Genomic DNA, 18,880 nt, shown 5'->3' on the forward strand with positions numbered 1-18,880 from the left:
GTGGAGTGGGGGCACGCGCGGGGGCGGCGCGAGTCGGCGCACCGTCGCAGTCGCGACGATATTCGCACGGGACGCCCGAGGTTGCGCAAGCCCCCCGTTACCGATGGGTACTCATATCCGGTTTTCCCGGGAGGTCACGCACTGTCCGGTATCGGCAACGGCCGCTTCTCGATCGCCGCCGCCATGATCTCGGGGAAGAGGTCGGGTGTGCACGCGAACGCCGGTGCCCCCAGCGCCCCCAGGGCCGCCGCATGCTCGCGGTCGTACGCGGGCGCCCCTTCGTCGGAAAGCGCCAGCAGTGTCACGAACTGCACCCCCGACGCCTTCATCGCCGCGACCCGCTTGAGCATCTCGTTCCGTATGCCGCCCTCGTAGAGGTCGCTGATCAGCACGACGACGGTCTCCGAGGGGCGGGTGATCTGCGACTGGCAGTACGCGAGCGCCCGGTTGATGTCCGTGCCGCCGCCGAGCTGAGTGCCGAACAACACGTCAACCGGGTCGTCGAGTTGATCGGTGAGATCCACCACGGCGGTGTCGAAGACAACCAGCCGGGTGGAGATGGACCGCATCGACGCCAGCACTGCGCCGAACACCGACGCGTACACCACCGACGCCGCCATCGACCCCGACTGGTCGATACAGAGGATGACCTCCTTCTTCACCGACTGTGCGGCGCGCCCGTACCCGATCAGCCGCTCGGGCACGACCGTGCGGTACTCGGGCAGGTAGTGCTTGAGGTTGGCCGCGATCGTGCGGTTCCAGTCGATGTCGTGGTGACGCGGCCGGCTGATCCGGGCGCTGCGGTCGAGGGCGCCGGTGAGGGTGGCCCGGGTGCGGGTCGCGAGCCGCTTCTCCAGGTCCTCGACGACCTTGCGGACCACCGCGCGTGCCGTCTCCTTCGTGGTCTCCGGCATCGCCTTGTTCAGCGACAGCAGGGTGCCGACGAGGTGTACGTCCGCCTCCACCGCCTCCAGCATCTCCGGTTCCAGCAGCAGGGTGGACAGCCCGAGCCGGTCGATGGCGTCCCGCTGCATCACCTGGACCACGGACGAGGGGAAGTAGGTCCGGATGTCCCCCAGCCAGCGCGCCACCGACGGCGCCGACGCCCCGAGCCCCGCCGAACGGTCCCGCCCCTGGCGCGCCTTGTCGCCCTTTCCGTACAGCGCGGCGAGGGCTCCGTCCATCGCCGCGTCCCGCCCGCCGAGCGCGCAGCCGGTCCCGTCGGCGGTGTCCCCGCCGAGCACGAGCCGCCACCGCCGCAGCCGCTCGTCCCCTCCGGACGGCGGGCTCCCGGGCCCGGCCGACCGCACCGGGCCGTTCGTCGGAGTCGTCATCCGGCCACCCCCACTGGGTCGTTCACAAGGTCGTTGTCATCCAGTCCCAGCAGCAGACGCAGCACCGGCAGCACCGCGTCCGCGCGTTCGTCGTCGAGTTCCGGCGCGAACCCGGGCACCCTGGCGACGACGCCCGACGCGCCGCCCCGTGCGCCGGGCCCCCGTCGCACCAGCTCACCCAGCGTCCTGCGCACCCCGGGCTCGTAGGCCGAGAAGGTCCGCCGCAGCAGCGGCAGGACGTCCGTGAACGCGTCCGCCGGCACACCGGTCAGCCAGGCGTCGACCAGTCCGAGCAGTCGCTCGTCATGCACCAGCAGTAGCCCGCCCCCGGACCCGCCGCCCACGAAACCCTCGATCCACGCTGCGGCGTCCCCCGGCGCCGTCCCCGGGGACAGCACGAGCCCCATCAGCCGTGCCGCCTCCTCGTGCGCCAGTTCCCCGTCGTCCAGCAGCAGCCGCACCGCGCGTCCGCGTACCACCCCGGGAACGACGTCCCGAGCGCACAGCACCCGCAGCACGGAGTACCAGCGCAGCCGTATGACGGGCCGTTGCCCGGACTCCCCCTGGACGCTGTCGTTCCGCGCCTCCCCCAGCAGTCCCACCGCCCCGTGCACCGCGTCCACATGACGGCGCATCTCCTCCGCCGCCTCGGCGTCGAGGGCCGCACACGCCGGGGGCAGACCGACGAAGATCCGTTCGGCGAGGCCCGCCGCCACCTCCGTGAGTGCCTGCGTGTCCGTGCCGCGGACGTCGCCGTAGCGGAGGGAGCGGACCAGGGCGGGGAGCGCCTGCGCCAGATGACCGACGTCCGCGTCCAGGGCCGCGCGGTCGGCGAGGACGCGCATCACCACGGGCAGCGCGTCCGGGAGTTCGGCCAGCAGACAGTGCTCGGCCAGTGCCGTGACGTCGGCGAGCGCCCGCGCGGCGACGGCGTCCGTCTCCACCTTGGCGGTGGCGGCCGACGGCACGGTGGTGCCCCACACCCCCGCCTCGGCGACCCGCACCGCCAGCTCCGGCTCCCAGCGCAGCCGCCAGGTCTCCCGGAACGTCCCCGTGCTGCCGCGTGAGGCCACCGGCTCGCCCCAGTCGACGCCCAGGAGCCGCAGACGGTGCAGCAGTCTGCTGCGGGCGGCGTCGGTGTCCTTGCGCAGATCGAGCTCCAACTCCCGCTCCTGCACCTCGGGCCTCAGCCGCAGCCGGCGCTGGAGCCGGTCGAGGTCACGCTGGAGCGGCACGGCCGGTGCGGTCTCCGGCACCTCGCCCAGGACCTCCCCGACGACGAGCCGCTCGTGCACCAATCCCAGCGGGACGTCCGAGCCCTCGCACATCACCGCACGCACCGCGTCGGTCGTCTCCCCCAGGCCCGCGAGCGGGCGCCCGCGCACCACGGCCAGTGTCTCGGCGAGCCGCACCGCCTCGATGACGTGCGCCGACGACACGATGCGGTCCTCCTCCCGCAACAGCCCGGCGACCTTGGTCATCCACCGCTCGACGGGCCGGTCGGGAACGCTGAACAGATGCCCGTACCATCCCGGCGACTCGATCCCCGCCCCGTACCCGCTGACCCGCGACAGCCGCCGGTAGGTCCACGGCACCCAGGTCATGTCGGTCTTGACCTTGGCCAGCCCCCTGACCAGGGCCCGGTCCGCGGCCACGGCGCGCTTCTCCCGCAGTGCGGGCACATGCCACGCCCCGCACACCACGGCCACCCCCGCGCCGAACTCCCGCTGTGCCGCGCGTACCTGAAGCCGCATATGGGCCTCCCGTACGAGATCCCGCGTGTGCCCTCCGACGCCGTAGGTCTCGCGCAGAGCCGCCATGGCCTCTTCGAGTACCTCGAAGGGCCCGAACGGGTCGGCCTCTCCCGTACCCCGGTGCTCGACGACGTCCTCCCACCAACGCTCGGGATCGTCGTAACCAGCGGCCTCCGCCAGCACGGCCAGCGGATCGATCCGTACGGCGTCGTCCCCGGCCGGGCCCACCCCGTCCGGCGAACCGGGCGGATCCGACAGGCTCGACGGACCGGGCGGTCCTGGCGGATCCGACGGTCCGGACGGATCCGACGGCCCGGACGAACCATCGGACACACGCGAAGCGCCGACCCCCGCCCTGGCGTCAGCCGTCAGACCGGCCGCGGGCGGCGCCGCGCCAGCGGTCGGCGGCGCTGCGACCCGTGCCGCTCCCCCGGCTTCCCGGGAACCGCCCGCACCGCTGCTGCCGCCCGCCGGCACAGCCCCCGTGCCGTCGCCCGAACGGGCCGCGTCGGCACGCTTGGGCGACGCGGCCGCGCCGGTCCCGGCAGGGGAACCGGCGGCAAAACCCGCGGCCGCCGGTCCACCCGGTGCCTCCCCCTCCACGGCCCCCGGCCCGTGCGGCGGCCCCCCGGCCGCGCCGTCCTCCCTTCCCCAGGCCAGCGTGTGCGTCGCCGGGAGGTCGATGAAGCGGGCCGGGACGCCCTGCTCAAGGGACCAGCGGATGGCCACCCACTCCGGGGAGAACTCGGCCAGCGGCCAGAAGGCCGAGCGGCCCGGCTCGTCGACGGCATGAGCGAGGAGCGCGACCGGGGGCCGCATGGCCTCGTCGGCGGCCAGGGGAATCAGCGCATCGGCCTCCGGCGGACCCTCGATGAGCACCACCGAGGGCCGGGCCGCTTCCAGCGCGGCCCGCACCGCACGGGCCGACCCGGGCCCGTGGTGCCTCACCCCGAGCAGCAGCGGCCCTCCGTCCCGCTGCTGCTCAGCGCCCATCGCGTGCCTCCCTCTTGCCCCAGCCCGTGTCCTCTTCCGGATCGACAGCCCACAGCACCATGCGCTCCCCCTCACGCCCCGACGGCTCGAACCAGCTCCCGGTGATGCCCCGCACAAGTCCCGTCACGCGCTCACCTCCCGGCACGCCCGGTAGAAGTCCTTCCAGCCGTCACGCTCCCGGACCACGGCCTCGAGGTACTCCTGCCAGATCACCCGGTCGGCCGCCGGGTCGCGGACCACGGCGCCGAGGATGCCCGCAGCGACGTCACCGGGACGCAGCACGCCGTCGCCGAAGTGGGCTGCCAGGGCGAGCCCGTTGGTGACGACGGAGATCGCCTCGGCGGTCGAGAGCGTGCCGCTGGGCGACTTCAGCTTCGTACGTCCGTCCGCCGTGACACCGTCGCGCAGTTCGCGGAAGACCGTGACGACCCGGCGGATCTCGGCGATGCCGTCCGGCACGGCCGGCAGGTCCAGCGAGCGGCCGATCTGGTCGACACGACGCGAGACGATGTCGACCTCGGCGTCGGCGCTCTCCGGCAGCGGCAGCACCACGGTGTTGAAGCGGCGGCGCAGCGCGCTGGACAGGTCGTTGACGCCGCGGTCCCGATCGTTCGCCGTGGCGATGAGGTTGAAACCCCGAACGGCCTGCACCTCCTCGCCCAGTTCCGGTATCGGCAGGGTCTTCTCGGACAGGATCGTGATCAAGGTGTCCTGGACATCCGCCGGGATTCGCGTCAGTTCCTCGACCCGGGCCGTCATCCCCTCCGCCATGGCCCGCATGACCGGGCTGGGCACGAGCGCGTCACGGCTCGGCCCGTGGGCGAGCAGCCGCGCGTAGTTCCAGCCGTAGCGGATGGCCTCCTCAGGCGTCCCGGCCGTGCCCTGCACCAGCAGCGTCGAGTCACCGCTGACCGCGGCGGCGAGGTGCTCCGAGACCCAGGTCTTCGCGGTGCCGGGCACGCCGAGCAGCAGCAGCGCCCGGTCCGTGGCGAGGGTGGTGACGGCGACCTCGACGATACGGCGCGGGCCCACGTACTTCGGCGTGATCACCGTGCCGTCGGGCAGGGTGCCGCCGAGCAGATAGGTGGCGACGGCCCACGGCGACAGCTTCCAGCGGGCCGGGCGCGGCCGGTCGTCCTGCGCGGCCAGCGCCGTCAGCTCGGCCGCGAAGGCGTTCTCGGCGTGCGGGCGCAGAGCGGTCGCCGCCGCCTGCTCCACGGGCGGGCGGGCGCCCGCGTCCGTGTGCGCGTTCGCACCCGCGGACTGGTCGTGACCCTGTTCGACGGTCGTCGGCTCAACGGACACAGGCATGGCTGAGTCCCCCTCCAGCTCGGCCGGTTCGGTTCTGGTGACTACCGTGCACCACGCCACTGACAATGCGTTGTGACCTGCGGAAACGGCGTCGCGGGAGTCGATTGTCAGTGGTGGGTCCTACCGTCGACGACATGACTCAGCAGGGGGTGCGCTGGACGGCGGACCAGGTGCTGGCACTGGCGCCTGATGTCGCGTCACGCAAAGCAGGCAGCAAACTCGGCGCGGCCGGACCGTGGTCGGAGGCCGGCAGCTCGGACGAGGGGACGGTGTGGGGGCTGTGCAAGGGCAGTGGGAGCAAGCCGTACCAGACGGTGATCGATCTCGCGGACGCCGCGGGGCCGGCATACAAGTGCAGTTGTCCCAGCCGCAAGTTCCCGTGCAAGCACGCACTGGGACTGTTGTTGCTGTGGGCGGGCGGGGACGGAGCGGTGCCCACGTCGCAGGCTCCGGACTGGGCGGAGCAGTGGCTCGCGGGCCGGCGAAAGCGTGTGGAGGACAAGCGGTCGGCGGGCGGCGGGAGTTCCACGGCGGGTGATCCGGAGGCGGCGCGCCGCAGGGCCGAGCGCCGCGCCGAACGGATCACCGCGGGGGCCACGGAGCTGGAGCAGCGCTTGGCGGATCTCCTGCGCGAGGGCCTCGCGTCCGCGGAGCGGGCGGGGTACGGCCCTTGGGAGGAGACGGCGGCCCGGATGGTCGACGCGCAGGCCCCGGGACTGGCCGCGCGGGTAAGGGAGTTGGGGGCGATACCGGGGTCCGGCCCGGGCTGGCCGGTGCGACTGCTGGAGGAGTGCGCGCTGCTGCACCTCCTCGATCAGGGCTGGCTGCGCCGGGGGGAGCTGCCGGAGGGCCTTGCGGCGACGGTCCGCTCGCGGGTCGGTCTGCCCGGCTCTCCCGACGGCCCCCCGCAACGTGACAGTTGGCTGATCCTGGCCCAGTACGACACGGGCGACAGCCGCCTGACGACCCGTCGTGTCTGGCTGTACGGAACGCGGTCGCAGCAGATACGTCTACTGGTGTCGTACGGGGCCGCGGGCCGCGCCCCGGAGCTGACGCTGCCGGTCGGTCTGGCCCTGGAGGCCGAGCTGTCGCTGTACCCGGGCGCTGGGCAGCTGCGGGCGGCACTCGGCGAACAGTTCGCGCCCCCGGCCCCCACCGCGACACGCCCCAGGGGCCGGACCCCGTCCCAGGCGGCGGCCCGCTACGGCGAGGCGCTGCACAACGACCCGTGGCTCGACTCATACCCCTTGACCTTGGAGCGCGTCATACCGACACCGGCGCAGAACACGGACGACGACAACTCGAGCATCTGGCAACTGGCCGACGCGGACGGCGACCTGGCCCTCCCGCTCACTCCGGCGTTCACTTCCCGCCCGGGCCTGTGGCGCCTCGCGGCGCTGTCCGGCGGCGCTCCGGTCACGGTCTTCGGCGAGTTGGGCCACCGCGGCTTCACTCCGCTGACGGCCTGGCCCGAGGCGGAGGGAGCGGCGGTGGCACTGTGCTGACACGATCGCGGAAGGAGGACGCGGTGAGCCCCTCGGACTCGGCTGCGGCTCCCGTCCTTTGGGAAGAACTGGTCACCGCGGCACTGCTCGGCACCGACCGGCGCACACCGCCCGTGGAAGCGGCGGGGCGGGACGCTCCGGTGGCACTGCTGGACGCTGCGGCCGTACAGACGGTACGCCGCAGGGCCGGACTGCGCCCGGCCCCTGCGGCACCGCGCCCTGAGCCCGCGGCAGTGGACACCCGTCCGCTGCTCCCCCCGGCGGCGGCCCGGCGCCTCACGATGCTCCTGTCCGACCGCCCCGCAACGGGTGGCGGCGGGCGCCGCGGTTCGGCCCCGGACCTGATGGAGCTGCTGCCACAGTGGCTGGCGCTGGCGAACGAGCGCGGCTTCGCACCACCGCCGGAAGCCCTCCCTCCGCTGCTGGACGCGGCGCGCGGTCGCACGGACCTCCGCCCGGCGGCACTGCGGTTCGCCGGACCACGGGCGTTGTGGCTGGCGCGTCTGAACCCGGACTGGCGGTTCGCTCTGCGCGCGGCACCCGGCGGCGGCGCCGCACTGCCGTCACCCGCGGAGCCGGAGGGAGTGGAACGACTTTGGCAGGAAGGGCTGTTCGCCGAACGGGTGGCGCTGCTCACCGCGCTGCGTGCGCACACCCCGGCGAAGGCGAGGGAGTTGCTCGACACGACGTGGACCACGGAGCGCGCCGAGGACCGGCTGATGTTCCTCGACTCTCTCCGGACGGGCCTGTCCGCGGCGGACGAGCCCTTCCTGGAGCGGGCCTTGGCGGACCGCAGCCGCAACGTACGGTCGACTGCGGCGGAGTTGCTGTCGGCGCTGCCCGATTCGGAGCTGGCCGGGCGGATGGCGGCCCGGGCGGCGTCCTGCGTGGTCGTCGACCCCACGGCGGAGACAGCGACGATCATGGTCGAGGCACCGCACGAATGCGACGCGGGAATGGAGCGCGACGGGATGGTCGCCAAGGCCCCGGCCGGGCGGGGGGAACGGTCATGGTGGCTGGGCCAGCTGGTGGAGGCGGCGCCACTGGACACCTGGACCGGCCGGCTCGGGGGGCGCGGTCCGGAGGAGATCGTGGCGCTGCCCGTTGCCGACGACTGGCGGGCGGAACTGCACGCGGCATGGTGCCGGGCCGCCGTGCGGCAGCGCGATCCGCTGTGGGCCCGGGCCCTGCTCGGCGCCCCGGCCTCACCGGAGGCCGGGGGCCCCGGAGCGGTCTCGCTGGCCGAGCGGGCGAAGCTGCTCGCGACACTGGACAAGGAGGAGAGGGCCACGTGGGTGGCCGGCTTCATCGCCGCGCACGGGCTCTCGGAGGCGTTCCAGTTGCTCGGGGTCTGTGCGGTGCCCTGGACGGAGCCGTTGGGGCGGGCGGTGGTGGACGCACTCAACATCGCCCGTGACGCGGGCAGCTATCCCTGGAGCTTCAGCGGGGTGATGGGGCTCGCCGAGCGCTGCCTCGACCCCGCGGAGGCCACCCGCCTCGACGCGCTGACCGCCACTCCCGACGAACCGGAAGACGCCTCGCCCGGCGCCGGCGGGTACTGGGCTGAGGCCTTTCAACGGCTGGCGGGCACGCTGCGCCTGCGTGCGACCATCCGCGAAGAGCTGACCGCTCCTTAGGAAGGGTGACCCGGGCGGACCGGGTGCGGGCTGTTCGCCCTCCCCGCTACCCATCTCCATTTCCCGGACGTCCTGGGGATCCCGGAGTCCCGGGGATCCCGGACGTCCCGGGGATCCCCCGGGATTCGCCGGATTCCCGGGACGGGAAGGGGCGTAGGGCGAATCACCGGCAACCCGCCGCCCGTGGGTGGCGCCGCGCGACAGCCGCGCTCCTACGCCTCCGCCGGCTGGCGCACGTTCTCCCGCACCCATTCAACGATCGACTGCGTGGTGGCCCCGGGTGTGAAGATCTCGGCCACACCCTTCTCCTTGAGCGGAGGAATGTCCGCCTCAGGAATGATCCCGCCGCCGAAGACCTTGATGTCCTCCGCGTCGCGCTCCTTCAGAAGCGCGATGACCGCCGCGAAGAGCGTGTTGTGGGCTCCGGAAAGAATGGAGAGCCCGATCGCGTCGGCGTCCTCCTGGATCGCGGTGTCCACGATCTGCTCGGGAGTCTGGTGCAGCCCCGTGTAGATGACCTCCATACCGGCGTCCCGCAGCGCCCGGGCGATCACCTTCGCACCACGGTCGTGCCCGTCGAGCCCCGGCTTGGCCACCACCACGCGGATCGGACCGGCTGCCACACCCATCACTGCCTCCATGAACCGATTACACCGATCAGCAGAAAACTACGCAGGCCCATATGGGCCGAAAGAGTCTTTACGAGTCAGTACAGCTGGATACAGGTTCACCCAAACAGGGGCACAGAGCCAGTACCAACCCGAACCGACCCTCTTCAACCCACATCAAGCGTCGAACAACTCCAACACCCGCCCCACCCGGCGACACCAGCGAGCGCCGGGAAGTGAACGAACGTTATCGCCAGCATCCCGCAACCGGCAGTTTCATGGCACCAACCGAGGGGGAAATCACACGGTGGGACACGTTCGCCGCGCACTGCTCCAGGCCTTCCGGGACGGGCCGCACAGGGACAGTCGCAAGGGGAGCCGCTTCGAGGTCGCCGCACCAGCCCATCGACCGCACGGCGGGTGGTGGGGCTCTTCGGCAACCGCACAAGGAGGGCTTATCGTCACTCCACCGGCGTAAGCCAACGCCACTCGTGCGGCGCCGGCCTCGTTCCAGGCTCACCATGAGGGCACACGGGGGACAGAGCCGTCCTCGGAGTGCCGACGGGAGGTCGGCCATGAAGGTCACCAGGGTTCTGCCCTTTCTGCCGCTCTGCCAGCGCCTGTTTCCCAGCAGGCTGGCCGGGCTCTCCATCGCGCTACTGAAGGCGACCGCGTTGGAGGTGGCGATCCTCGCCGGGCACCTCCTGCTTTACCCGTCCGGCATCGCCCAGGAGCGCCGTACCCGCCCGCTCCCCCTCCCGCCCGACACCACATCCCTGCCCACCGAGGCCACACCCCCCGTCGTGCTGCTGCACGGCTTCATCGACAACCGTTCGGTCTTCGTCCTGCTGCGCCGCTCCCTCGCCCAGCACGGCAGGCACCAGGTCGAGTCGCTCAACTACTCACCGATGACCTGCGACATAAGGACGGCCGCAGAACTGCTCGGCCGGCACATAGAGGAGATTTGTGAGCGGACCGGACAGCCTGAGGTGGACATCGTCGGTCACAGCCTCGGCGGGCTGATCGCGCGCTATTACGTGCAGCGACTGGGCGGTGACGTCCGGGTTCGCACCCTGGTAACCCTCGGCACCCCGCACGGCGGTACCCGTGTGGTTCCGGTGATGGACGCCCACCCGATCGTCCGTCAGATGCGACCCGGTTCCGCGGTCATCGAGGAACTGTCCGAACCCGCGCCAAACTGCCGCACCCGGTTCGTCAGCTTCTGGAGCGATTTGGACCAGTTGATGGACCCGTTGGAGACGGCCTGCATCACCCATCCGGACCTGCTCGCGGAGAACGTCAGGGTGAGCGGCATCGGCCATCTCGCCCTGCCCGTGCACCCGGCGGTCGCGACGGGGATAAGGCAGGCCCTGGAGACCGAGGACTCCGGACCCCTTGCCGCCACCGGAGCCGACGGACTGACGGTGGCCTGACACAGCACCGGCCTCCGCAGCCCGGCAGCGAGACGGAAGGCGCCCGGCGGGCGCCAACTGACGGACGGCAGACAGCCGGGGCAGCTGACGGACGGCAGGCGGCAGGCGGCAGGCGGCAGGCGGCAGGACCACCGAATCGCCCGTCGTCAAGCCGACTCGGCGGAGACGCCCAGCAATGACCGACGAGTGACCGACAACGACCGATCCTTGACGTCCTGCGGCAACTTTCAGCCTTCAGTCGCACCCTCTGGGCGCCCCGCGGCACCCAAAGACCCCTCGAGCACACCCCCGCACGCCCCAGTCGAAAGCGCCCCACACCATCGAACGCATTTCGAACGCAAAGCCAAGGTCTTACCGAGGGAGCCCCGAAAGACGTCCGAATGCCCCTTTCCTGCATCCGTAAAACCTGTTGAAGATTGTCGCGCCCGCGGACCGCCGGGTACAGTCGCCGCACTGCTCTGCCAGCCCCTGCTGCCGAGGCGAAAGAGAAGTTGGTGAACGACCGTCACCCGTCGGGGATCATGACCACCCCGGCTCCGGCTCCCGAGGCCGCTTCGGCGCACTACGCGTCGTACGACCAGCAGGGCGCCACATACGGCGGCTTCACTTCTTACGACGGCCACACGGCGGGCGGTTTCGCGACCGCGTACGCCACCTCGGCCTTCGAGACGGACCCCCTCTTCGGGGATCTTCCGGGCGGGCAGGACTCCGGCTCGTACGACGCCACCCAGTGGTCCACCGGCGGCCACGACACGCTGGGCGGCACCCACGGGACGCTGAACTACGACCCGTACGCGGCCCAGCACCTCGCGGCGTACGAGACCGGCAACTACGACACCAGCGGCGTCTGGGGAGGCTCCGGCTTCCAGCACCTCGCCGAGATCCCCACCCAGCCCACGGGGCCCGACCCCAGCGGCCAGTGGGACGCCGGCGCCTGGGCGCAGACCGCCGACCAGTCGGGCCTCACCCAGCACTGGACGGCGCCCACCTTCGAGACCGGCGTGTACGACGCGACGGCCTGGAACTCGGACGGCGGCACGCAGGACACCCACGAGGCGTACAAGCCGCAGCCGACGGAAGCCTATGAGCATCCACAGCCGGACGGGCACGAGCAGTACGAGCAGGCGCACGAGCAGTACGAGCACGGCCACAAGCAGTCCGGCGATGCCTATGAGGGCGTGCCCTTCGACCAGCAGGCCACCTCCGTCTTCGAGCACGTAGCGCACGAGGAGGCCGCCGAGGGCGACGAACCGGTGCTGCTCGAGGGTGTCGAGGAGACGATCCCGCGCCCCCGGTCGGCAAACCGTTCCCGCCGCCGTCCTCCCGCGAAACGTTCCGCGATGCTCACCGTCGCTGTGCCCTCGGCCTGTGTGATGGGCGTGGCCGGGATCGCCGCCGCCTCGGTGGGCGCGGGCCTGGACGACACCAAGGAGAACACCACCAAGGCGGCGAAGGACACCGCCGTGCAGGCGGCCACCGCCAACAACAAGCTGGACACCCAGCTCGAGGCACTCTCCGCGGCCGCCGACGACTACGCCGACCGCGCCAGCCGCACCCAGGAGCGCATCGACCTCAAGGCCCAGCAGGAGGCCGACCGGAAGAGGGCGCTGGCCGAGGCGGCCCGCAAGGAGCGGCTGCGGCCGAAGTTCGCACTGCCGGTCGCGCAGAAGGGGCTCAGCGCCTACTACGGTCAGGCCGGCATCAACTGGATGTCCGCGCACACCGGAATCGACTTCCCCGTCTCGTACGGGACGACGGTGATGGCCGCGACCGATGGCACCGTCCGTACGCAGTGGAACAGTGCGTACGGGAACATGGTGATCCTCACCGCGAAGGACGGCACCGAGACGTGGTACTGCCACCTCGCCACGTACCGGGTCGCGTCCGGTACGGCCGTGAAGGCCGGCGATCCGATCGCGTACTCCGGAAACTCTGGGAACTCCACGGGACCGCATCTGCACTTCGAGGTCCGACCTGGCGGGGGTTCGCCCATAGACCCGCTGCCGTGGCTCCGCAGCCACGGACTGAACCCGACGTAGACCACCGGCTGGACCCGACGAGAGTCAGGCCCGGACCCGACAGACAGCCCAGGCCGGACCCGACGGGGGTCCGGCCTCTTCCGCTTCCGGGACCGGACCCCGGCGGACTACAACTTCTCCACCGGCGCGTACCGCAGGAGCAGTCGCTTCGGCTTCGCGTCCCCGAAGTCGATCGTCGCCTCGGCGTTGGCGCCCGTCCCCTTCACGGCCACGACGGTTCCCAGGCCGAACTGGTCGTGTGTGACCCGGTCCCCGACCGCCAGGGAGACGACCGGCTTCTCCGTGGCACGGCGCGTCGCGAAGCCGGAGGCGCCGGAGGCCGACGAGCGCGAGCGGGACGACGACAGTGAGGCCGCCACCGCCGAGGCCGGACCCGACATCGGAGCACCGGCCGCTCCCGTGCGCTTCCAGCTCATGTGCGCTTCCGGGATCTCCTCCAGGAAGCGGGAGGGCGGGTTGTAGGAGGGCTGGCCCCACGCACTGCGCATCGACGACCGCGTCAGATACAGCCGTTCCCGCGCGCGCGTGATGCCCACGTACGCCAGCCGCCGCTCCTCCTCCAGTTCCTTGGTCTGGCCGAGGGCGCGCATGTGCGGGAAGACGCCGTCCTCCATGCCCGTCAGGAAGACGACGGGGAACTCGAGACCCTTGGCGGTGTGCAGGGTCATCAGCGTGATGACGCCGTCGCCTTCCTCCTCGTCCGGGATCTGGTCGGAGTCGGCGACGAGCGCGACCTGCTCCAGGAAGTCGGAAAGCGTGCCCGACTCACCCTCCCCGCGCTCCTGCTCGAACTCCAGGGCGACGGCGGCGAGTTCCTGGAGGTTCTCGATACGGGTCTCGTCCTGCGGGTCCGTCGAGGCCTGCAACTCGGCGAGATAGCCGGTGCGTTCCAGGACCGCCTCCAGGACGGTGGCAGGGCCCGCGCCCGACTCGACGATGGTGCGGAGGTCCTCCATGAGCGTGTTGAACCGCTTGACGGCGTTGGTCGAGCGGGCCGCCATGCCGTAGGCCTCGTCGACCCGGCGCAGAGCCTGCGAGAAGCTGATCTTCTCGCGCTGCGCGAGGGCGTCGATCATCGCTTCGGCGCGCTCGCCGATGCCCCGCTTGGGGACGTTGAGGATGCGCCGCAGCGGGACGGAGTCCTCCGGGTTGGACAGCACGCGCAGGTACGCCAGGACGTCCCGGACCTCCTTACGTTCGTAGAAGCGCACACCGCCGACGACCTTGTACGGCAGGCCGACACGGATGAAGACCTCTTCGAAGACACGGGACTGGGCGTTGGTGCGGTAGAAGACGGCGACGTCCCCGGCCTTGGCCTCCCCCGCGTCCGTCAGCCGGTCTATCTCGTCGGCCACGAACTGTGCTTCGTCGTGCTCGGTGTCGGCGACGTAGCCGGTGATCCGGGCGCCCGCGCCCGCGTTGGTCCACAGGTTCTTGGGACGGCGTGATTCGTTGCGCTCGATGACCGCGTTGGCGGCGCTCAGGATCGTCTGAGTGGAGCGGTAGTTCTGCTCCAGCAGGATCGTCGTCGCGTCCGTGTAGTCCTCTTCGAACTGGAGGATGTTGCGGATCGTGGCGCCGCGGAAGGCGTAGATCGACTGGTCGGCGTCGCCCACGACGCACAGCTCGGCCGGGTGCAGCTCCTCACCGGACGGATCCGTCCCCGAGGGGCCGACGAGCTCCCTGACCAGGGCGTACTGAGCGTGGTTGGTGTCCTGGTACTCGTCGACCAGGACGTGCCGGAAGCGACGGCGGTAGTGCTCCGCGACATCCGGGAAGGCGCGCAGCAGATTGACCGTCGTCATGATCAGGTCGTCGAAGTCGAGGGCGTTGGCCTCGCGCAGCCGCGACTGGTACAGGGCGTAGGCCTGGGCCAGGGTCTTCTCGAAGCCATCGGCGGCCTGCGCCGCGAAGTCCTCCTCGTCGATCAGCTCGTTCTTGAGGTTCGAGATCTTGGCGCTGAAGGACTTCGGGGGGTAGCGCTTGGGGTCGAGGTCCAGGTCACGGCAGACCAGGGCCATCAGGCGCTTGCTGTCGGCGGCGTCGTAGATCGAGAAGGACGACGTGAAGCCCAGCTTCTTCGATTCCCGGCGCAGGATGCGTACGCACGCGCTGTGGAAGGTCATCACCCACATCGCGTTGGCGCGCGGGCCCACCAGCTGCTCGACGCGCTCCTTCATCTCGCCCGCGGCCTTGTTGGTGAAGGTGATCGCGAGGATCTGGCCCGGGTGCACATGGCGCTCGGCCAGCAGGTACGCGATGCGGTGGGTGAGCACGCGCGTCTTGCCCGAGCCGGCGCCGGCCACGATGAGCAGGGGGGTGCCGGAGTGCACGACCGCGGCGCGCTGGTTTTCGTTCAGCCCCTCGAGCAGGGCCGCGGGGTCGATGGCAGGCCGGGGCGCGCCGTCGCGGTAGTAAGCGTCGCGGTCCGGCGGCACGTCGAACTTCCCGCCGAACAGATCGTCCGGAATGGGCTCCGGTACATGATCGTCCTCGGGCGGCGGCGGGGGCTCTTCCTCTCCGCCCCGGGGGGCCTTGAGGTTCGCCAGAAAGCTGTCGTCAAAGAGGCTGCTCATCGCTCTCCGAGTCTAGGCCGCCCCACTGACAACCCGCCGCCGCCCTGAGAACTCCGCCTCATCCGGGGGTCCGGGGGTCCGGGATTCCGATGTCCGGGATCCGATGCCCGGGGATCCGATGCCCGGGGATCCTGGGTTCCGATCTTCTGGGGTTTCCAGGCTTCGGGGTGCCGGGCTTCCAGGGTGCCGATCTTGTGGGGTTTCCAGGCTTCCGGGGGGCCCGGGCTTCCGATTGGTTCCGATCCTCGGACGCGTCCCGGGGTTCCGGGGCCCGGGGTTCCGGGGCCCGGGGTTCCGGGGCCCGGGGTTCCGGGCTCTCTGTGCTCCGGGGGCTCTGTTCTGCGGCCTTCCTGGCCTTCCGGTTCCGCGGCCTTTGCGTGCGCCAGGTGCCAGGCGCCAGAGGTAGATGATCATCTTCCCCGGCTGACCGCCCAGCGCCTTCTCACCGACAGCGCCCGCCCCATCACGCTCGGCGATCGGTCCGGCGAAACGCGGCCCTCCACGGCCCCGTGGAGGGCCGCGTCCGAACGCCGGCGGTCCGCCGTCCGCATCGAAGGCCGCGCTCCGCCACCTTTGGTCGCCCGAAAGGGCAGATCCACCGCGATCCGACGGCACCGCCAACGGTCGCCACCCCAGGAAGACGATCTCGGCGGGCCGCCCACGGTGGCCCACTGCTCCGAAACCCCGCCCCAGGCGGAGCCTCTCGAATTCTGGCGATCCCTCAAAGTCCGCTGACGCACGAGCGTCACCTCGTCGAGCACGTGAGGCTTCGGCGCCAGGCGCCTTTCAGCCGGGCCGAACGGACCCTTGCGCCGCAATCGGGCGGACCCGTCACCACGGACAAGTCGCCGTAGATCCATCCCGATTGACCGTCAGGATCGAGGTTTCGGGTCAAGGTCACAAAAACGTATCGGGCAGTTCGGACATCAACCTTCACAGAAGGCACACGAATTGGTTAGCCTCACCGGCAGGCCATGCGTATCCCTCACCGGCGAACGTCGCCGGGAGTTGTGGCCTCCGCCGAGTCCGGCACGTCCGGAGCCGGGGACCCACCGAACTTGGGGTGAATCGGTCCAACTGCCCTCCGGGGCAAGGATCGTAGGGCAAACCTTCCGGAACAACCCGCCCGAACCCGACAGCTAACCCGGTAGGCGGATTACGGAAGGAGTCGCCTCCCTTGGCGTCGCACCGCAGAGAGCGGATCAACACCCCTGGGGGGACCGGTCTACGGACCCCCGCCCTCGCCACGGCGGCCCTCGGCTCCGTGGCCCTGCTCGGCCAGACGGCGGATGCAGCGTCGGTGGCCGAAGTGAAGCCCAGCCGTGAGGAAGTCCAGGACCGCATCGACAGCCTCTACCAGCGAGTGGAGACGGAGTCCGAGCGGACCAACTCGACCCGGCAGCGGTCGGCGGCGGAGCGCAGGCGCGGCGGAGCTGGTCCCCTTGACGCCGTCTCGCGGCGCGCCCCGAGCGGCAACGAAGCACGCCAAGGGTCGAGTTCCTTCGTGGCCTCCCCGTACGGCACCGGTTCCGTCCCCTCTCCGCGCCAGGGCTCGACGCCGGCTCGGCCGCCGGCCGACGGTGCCGCGCTGTTGAGCCTGGTCGCCAGCCGTCAGGCAGAGACGATCGCCGACGCTCCGGCCGCCCAGCGGACCGAGACGGGGCCCAAGGCGCTCGAGGCGTCCCCCCGCGCCCTGGAGGCGCCCAAGGCGCTCGAAGCACCGAGGGCGCTCGGGAGTTCGAAGGCCCTGGACGTCCTCAAGGGCATTGAGGCCGTCACCGGGCCTCCCACCGACCTCCAGGCCAAGAAGACGTCCACCCAGCAGAAGCTGCGGCAGGCCCGGGAGTTGCTCTCGAAGGTGACCGGCTCCACGACGGGAGCCGTGACCGGGGGCATGAAGGCGCTGGAGGCCGGACCGACGGCGCAGACGCAGCCCTGGGCACAGCCGCAGCCGCAGACGCAGACGCAGATGCCGGTACAGGGGCAGATGCCGGCACAGGCACAGATGCCGGCACAGGCGCAGATGCCGGCACAGGTGCAGGCACCCTCGGCGCTGGACGCATCGGCAACCGCCCAGCCGTGGGCCCTGGCCCAGACCCAAGCCCAACCCCAGGCACAGACTCAGGAGCCTGCTCAGCAGCAGACCGGGTCCTGGCCGACGCTCGGCGGGGGTGCGCAGCAGTTCCAGGGAGCGGCCTTCGCCGCCGACCCGTTGCAGTCGGGCTTCCCGACCGACACGCTCGTCGGACTGCCCCTGGACGCCGGAGCCGGGCTGCCTACCCAGACCGGCGGGGGCCTCCCCTCCGGGATAGCCGGGGCCATGGGCACGGGCATGCCCACGGGGTCCGTCGGCACGGGCACCGGCACCGGCACCGGCACCGGCACCGGTATGGGCATGGCCAACGCCATGCAGGCCGGCTACCCCGCCGACCCGATGCAGTCGGGCTTCCCGACCGACACGCTCGTCGGACTGCCCCTGGACGCCGGAGCCGGGCTGCCTACCCAGACCGGCGCAGGTTTTCCGGGGGTCATGGACACCGGCGCGATGGCCACCATCGGGATGGCCAACACCGGGATGGCCACCACCGGGATGGCGAACGCGACCACCGGCAGCGGTGTCGCCATAGGCACTCAGACGGGCTTCTCCGCGGACACCCTGGTCGGTCTCCAGACGGGCGCCGCCTCGGGTCTCCCGACGGGTGGCGGCACCGGCTACGCGGCCGGAGCCGGCACCGGCACGCTCGGCTCCGGCTCCGGCTCCGGTTCCGCCGACTCCGCCAAGGCCGCGAAAGCCGTCGCCTTCGTCCAGGCCCAGACCGGGAAACCGTGCGTCTGGGGGGCGAGCGGTCCGGGTTCGTACGACGGTCCGGGGCTGGTCCAGGCCGCGTGGCGGGCCGCCGGAGTGATGCTCCCGCGTGCCATCTGGGACCAGGTGCAGTCCGGCACCACGCTCGTCTCGGTGGCCGACGCGGTGCCCGGCGACCTGATCTTCTACTACGACGACGTCAGCCACGTCGGCATCTATGTCGGCGACGGCAAGATGATCCACGCCGCGAACCCCGGCTCGTACGTCAGCGAGGATTCGATCTACTCCATGCCGATCCACAGCGTGGTACGGCCTGGGTGACCTGCTGACGCTACGTATTGAAACGTGTCGCATGTTGAAACGTGTCGCACGCGCGCGTGGGATGTTCGCCTCTCACGCGCGCGTGGCGTTTGACGGAGCGGGTCAGCTCATAGGGACACCGGGTCAGGTCCAGAGGACCGCGATGAAGATGTTCGCCGTGGTCAGCAGCCCGACCAGGCCGAAGAGTCGCTTGTCCACCGTCTCCTCGTCGCGCTGGACGTAGACCAGGCCGAGGATCACGATCAGCAGGGCCAGCTTGACGCCGATCTTGACGTTGTTGACCGGGTCGTCGTCGGCCTGGTTGAGACCCACCAGGACCACGCCCGTAACCAGCATGGTCAGCGCGCCGTGCAGCATCGCGGGGACGAAGCGGGCGGTACCCGCGCCCATCGCCTTCATCTGGGTGAGGAATCCGCCGAGGAGGGACGCGATGCCGACAATGTGCAGGCCTACGAAGAGGTGGATGAGTACGTCCATGGCGGGGAGCCTAATCGTGGGCTTCCGACCCCCTGCGCGCGGCCCCTTGCCCCGTGCAGCCGCCGCGCACCTCCTGGCGCCCGGCG

Annotated in this window: 11 protein-coding genes, 1 pseudogene and 1 riboswitch; of the genes and pseudogenes, 5 read left to right on the forward strand and 7 right to left on the reverse strand. The window is 71.3% G+C overall.

Features of this window, described 5'->3' with window-relative positions; translation table 11 throughout:
• Positions 1–134: 134 nt before the first annotated feature.
• The 4 genes from EF387_RS26555 to EF387_RS26565 are packed head-to-tail and all read right to left on the reverse strand — an operon-like array spanning position 135 to position 5,392.
• Positions 135–1,334, reverse strand: a complete 1,200-nt coding sequence (locus tag EF387_RS26555) for a VWA domain-containing protein (RefSeq protein WP_238431713.1) — start codon at positions 1,332–1,334, stop codon at positions 135–137.
• Positions 1,331–4,081: a DUF5682 family protein gene (locus EF387_RS26560; RefSeq protein WP_128379125.1), complete on the reverse strand. Its 2,751-nt coding sequence runs from the start codon at positions 4,079–4,081 to the stop codon at positions 1,331–1,333. The genes EF387_RS26555 and EF387_RS26560 overlap by 4 nt, the downstream gene beginning before the upstream one ends.
• The gene (locus tag EF387_RS46775; protein WP_155589789.1) at positions 4,071–4,208 is read right to left on the reverse strand and encodes a hypothetical protein; all 138 of its coding nucleotides are present in this window, start codon (positions 4,206–4,208) and stop codon (positions 4,071–4,073) included. The genes EF387_RS26560 and EF387_RS46775 overlap by 11 nt, the downstream gene beginning before the upstream one ends.
• On the reverse strand, positions 4,205–5,392 hold the full coding sequence (locus tag EF387_RS26565; protein ID WP_128379126.1) for an ATP-binding protein: 1,188 nt from the start codon (positions 5,390–5,392) through the stop codon (positions 4,205–4,207). Before EF387_RS26565 ends, EF387_RS46775 begins: the two co-directional genes overlap by 4 nt.
• Before the next feature lie 134 nt (positions 5,393–5,526).
• On the opposite strand from EF387_RS26565, the gene EF387_RS26570 reads away from it, so the two are divergent.
• Positions 5,527–6,897 carry an SWIM zinc finger family protein gene (locus tag EF387_RS26570; protein WP_128379127.1) on the forward strand — a complete coding sequence of 457 codons (1,371 nt, stop codon included), beginning with the start codon at positions 5,527–5,529 and terminating at the stop codon, positions 6,895–6,897.
• Positions 6,898–6,920: 23 nt separating this feature from the next.
• Positions 6,921–8,534, forward strand: coding sequence for a DUF5691 domain-containing protein (locus EF387_RS26575; RefSeq protein WP_128379128.1), 1,614 nt, complete (start codon positions 6,921–6,923; stop codon positions 8,532–8,534).
• Positions 8,535–8,746: 212 nt separating this feature from the next.
• Here the strand turns inward: EF387_RS26575 and EF387_RS26580 are convergent, their stop codons facing one another.
• Positions 8,747–9,163, reverse strand: a complete 417-nt coding sequence (locus EF387_RS26580; protein WP_128379274.1) for a coenzyme B12-dependent isobutyryl CoA mutase small subunit — start codon at positions 9,161–9,163, stop codon at positions 8,747–8,749.
• A gap of 554 nt (positions 9,164–9,717) precedes the next feature.
• Here EF387_RS26580 and EF387_RS26585 point away from each other — a divergent pair.
• Both EF387_RS26585 and EF387_RS26590 read left to right on the forward strand, forming a co-directional pair.
• Positions 9,718–10,575, forward strand: a complete 858-nt coding sequence (locus EF387_RS26585; RefSeq protein WP_128379129.1) for an esterase/lipase family protein — start codon at positions 9,718–9,720, stop codon at positions 10,573–10,575.
• Between the two features lie 494 nt (positions 10,576–11,069).
• Positions 11,070–12,614, forward strand: a complete 1,545-nt coding sequence (locus tag EF387_RS26590; protein WP_128379130.1) for a M23 family metallopeptidase — start codon at positions 11,070–11,072, stop codon at positions 12,612–12,614.
• A 107-nt stretch (positions 12,615–12,721) separates the two neighbouring features.
• On the opposite strand, the gene pcrA is transcribed toward EF387_RS26590, so the two are convergent.
• Positions 12,722–15,190: a DNA helicase PcrA gene (gene pcrA / locus EF387_RS26595; protein WP_128379131.1), complete on the reverse strand. Its 2,469-nt coding sequence runs from the start codon at positions 15,188–15,190 to the stop codon at positions 12,722–12,724.
• A 1,008-nt stretch (positions 15,191–16,198) separates the two neighbouring features.
• Positions 16,199–16,360: riboswitch (cyclic di-AMP (ydaO/yuaA leader) on the forward strand.
• A 1,513-nt stretch (positions 16,361–17,873) separates the two neighbouring features.
• Between pcrA and EF387_RS48615 the strand changes: the two are divergent.
• Positions 17,874–18,317, forward strand: a pseudogene (locus EF387_RS48615) (C40 family peptidase); the annotation flags it as partial.
• A gap of 123 nt (positions 18,318–18,440) precedes the next feature.
• On the opposite strand, the gene EF387_RS26605 reads toward EF387_RS48615, so the two are convergent.
• A complete protein-coding gene (locus EF387_RS26605; RefSeq protein ID WP_128379132.1) occupies positions 18,441–18,794 on the reverse strand; it encodes a hypothetical protein in 354 nt (117 codons plus the stop codon).
• Positions 18,795–18,880: the final 86 nt, after the last annotated feature.

Origin of the sequence: Streptomyces cavernae (assembly GCF_004023625.1) — a bacterium.
Lineage (GTDB): Bacteria > Actinomycetota > Actinomycetes > Streptomycetales > Streptomycetaceae > Streptomyces > Streptomyces cavernae.

What these genes read in the sequence shown, in the direction of transcription:
- EF387_RS26560 (WP_128379125.1), bottom strand. Translation starts at nt 4,081, where the DNA reads ATGGGCGCTGAGCAGCAGCGGGACGGAGGGCCGCTGCTGCTCGGGGTG.
- EF387_RS26570 (WP_128379127.1), top strand. Translation starts at nt 5,527, where the DNA reads ATGACTCAGCAGGGGGTGCGCTGGACGGCGGACCAGGTGCTGGCACTG.
- EF387_RS26580 (WP_128379274.1), bottom strand. Translation starts at nt 9,163, where the DNA reads ATGGGTGTGGCAGCCGGTCCGATCCGCGTGGTGGTGGCCAAGCCGGGG.
- EF387_RS26585 (WP_128379129.1), top strand. Translation starts at nt 9,718, where the DNA reads ATGAAGGTCACCAGGGTTCTGCCCTTTCTGCCGCTCTGCCAGCGCCTG.
- pcrA (WP_128379131.1), bottom strand. Translation starts at nt 15,190, where the DNA reads ATGAGCAGCCTCTTTGACGACAGCTTTCTGGCGAACCTCAAGGCCCCC.
- EF387_RS26605 (WP_128379132.1), bottom strand. Translation starts at nt 18,794, where the DNA reads ATGGACGTACTCATCCACCTCTTCGTAGGCCTGCACATTGTCGGCATC.
- EF387_RS26565 (WP_128379126.1), bottom strand. Translation starts at nt 5,392, where the DNA reads ATGCCTGTGTCCGTTGAGCCGACGACCGTCGAACAGGGTCACGACCAG.
- EF387_RS26555 (WP_238431713.1), bottom strand. Translation starts at nt 1,334, where the DNA reads ATGACGACTCCGACGAACGGCCCGGTGCGGTCGGCCGGGCCCGGGAGC.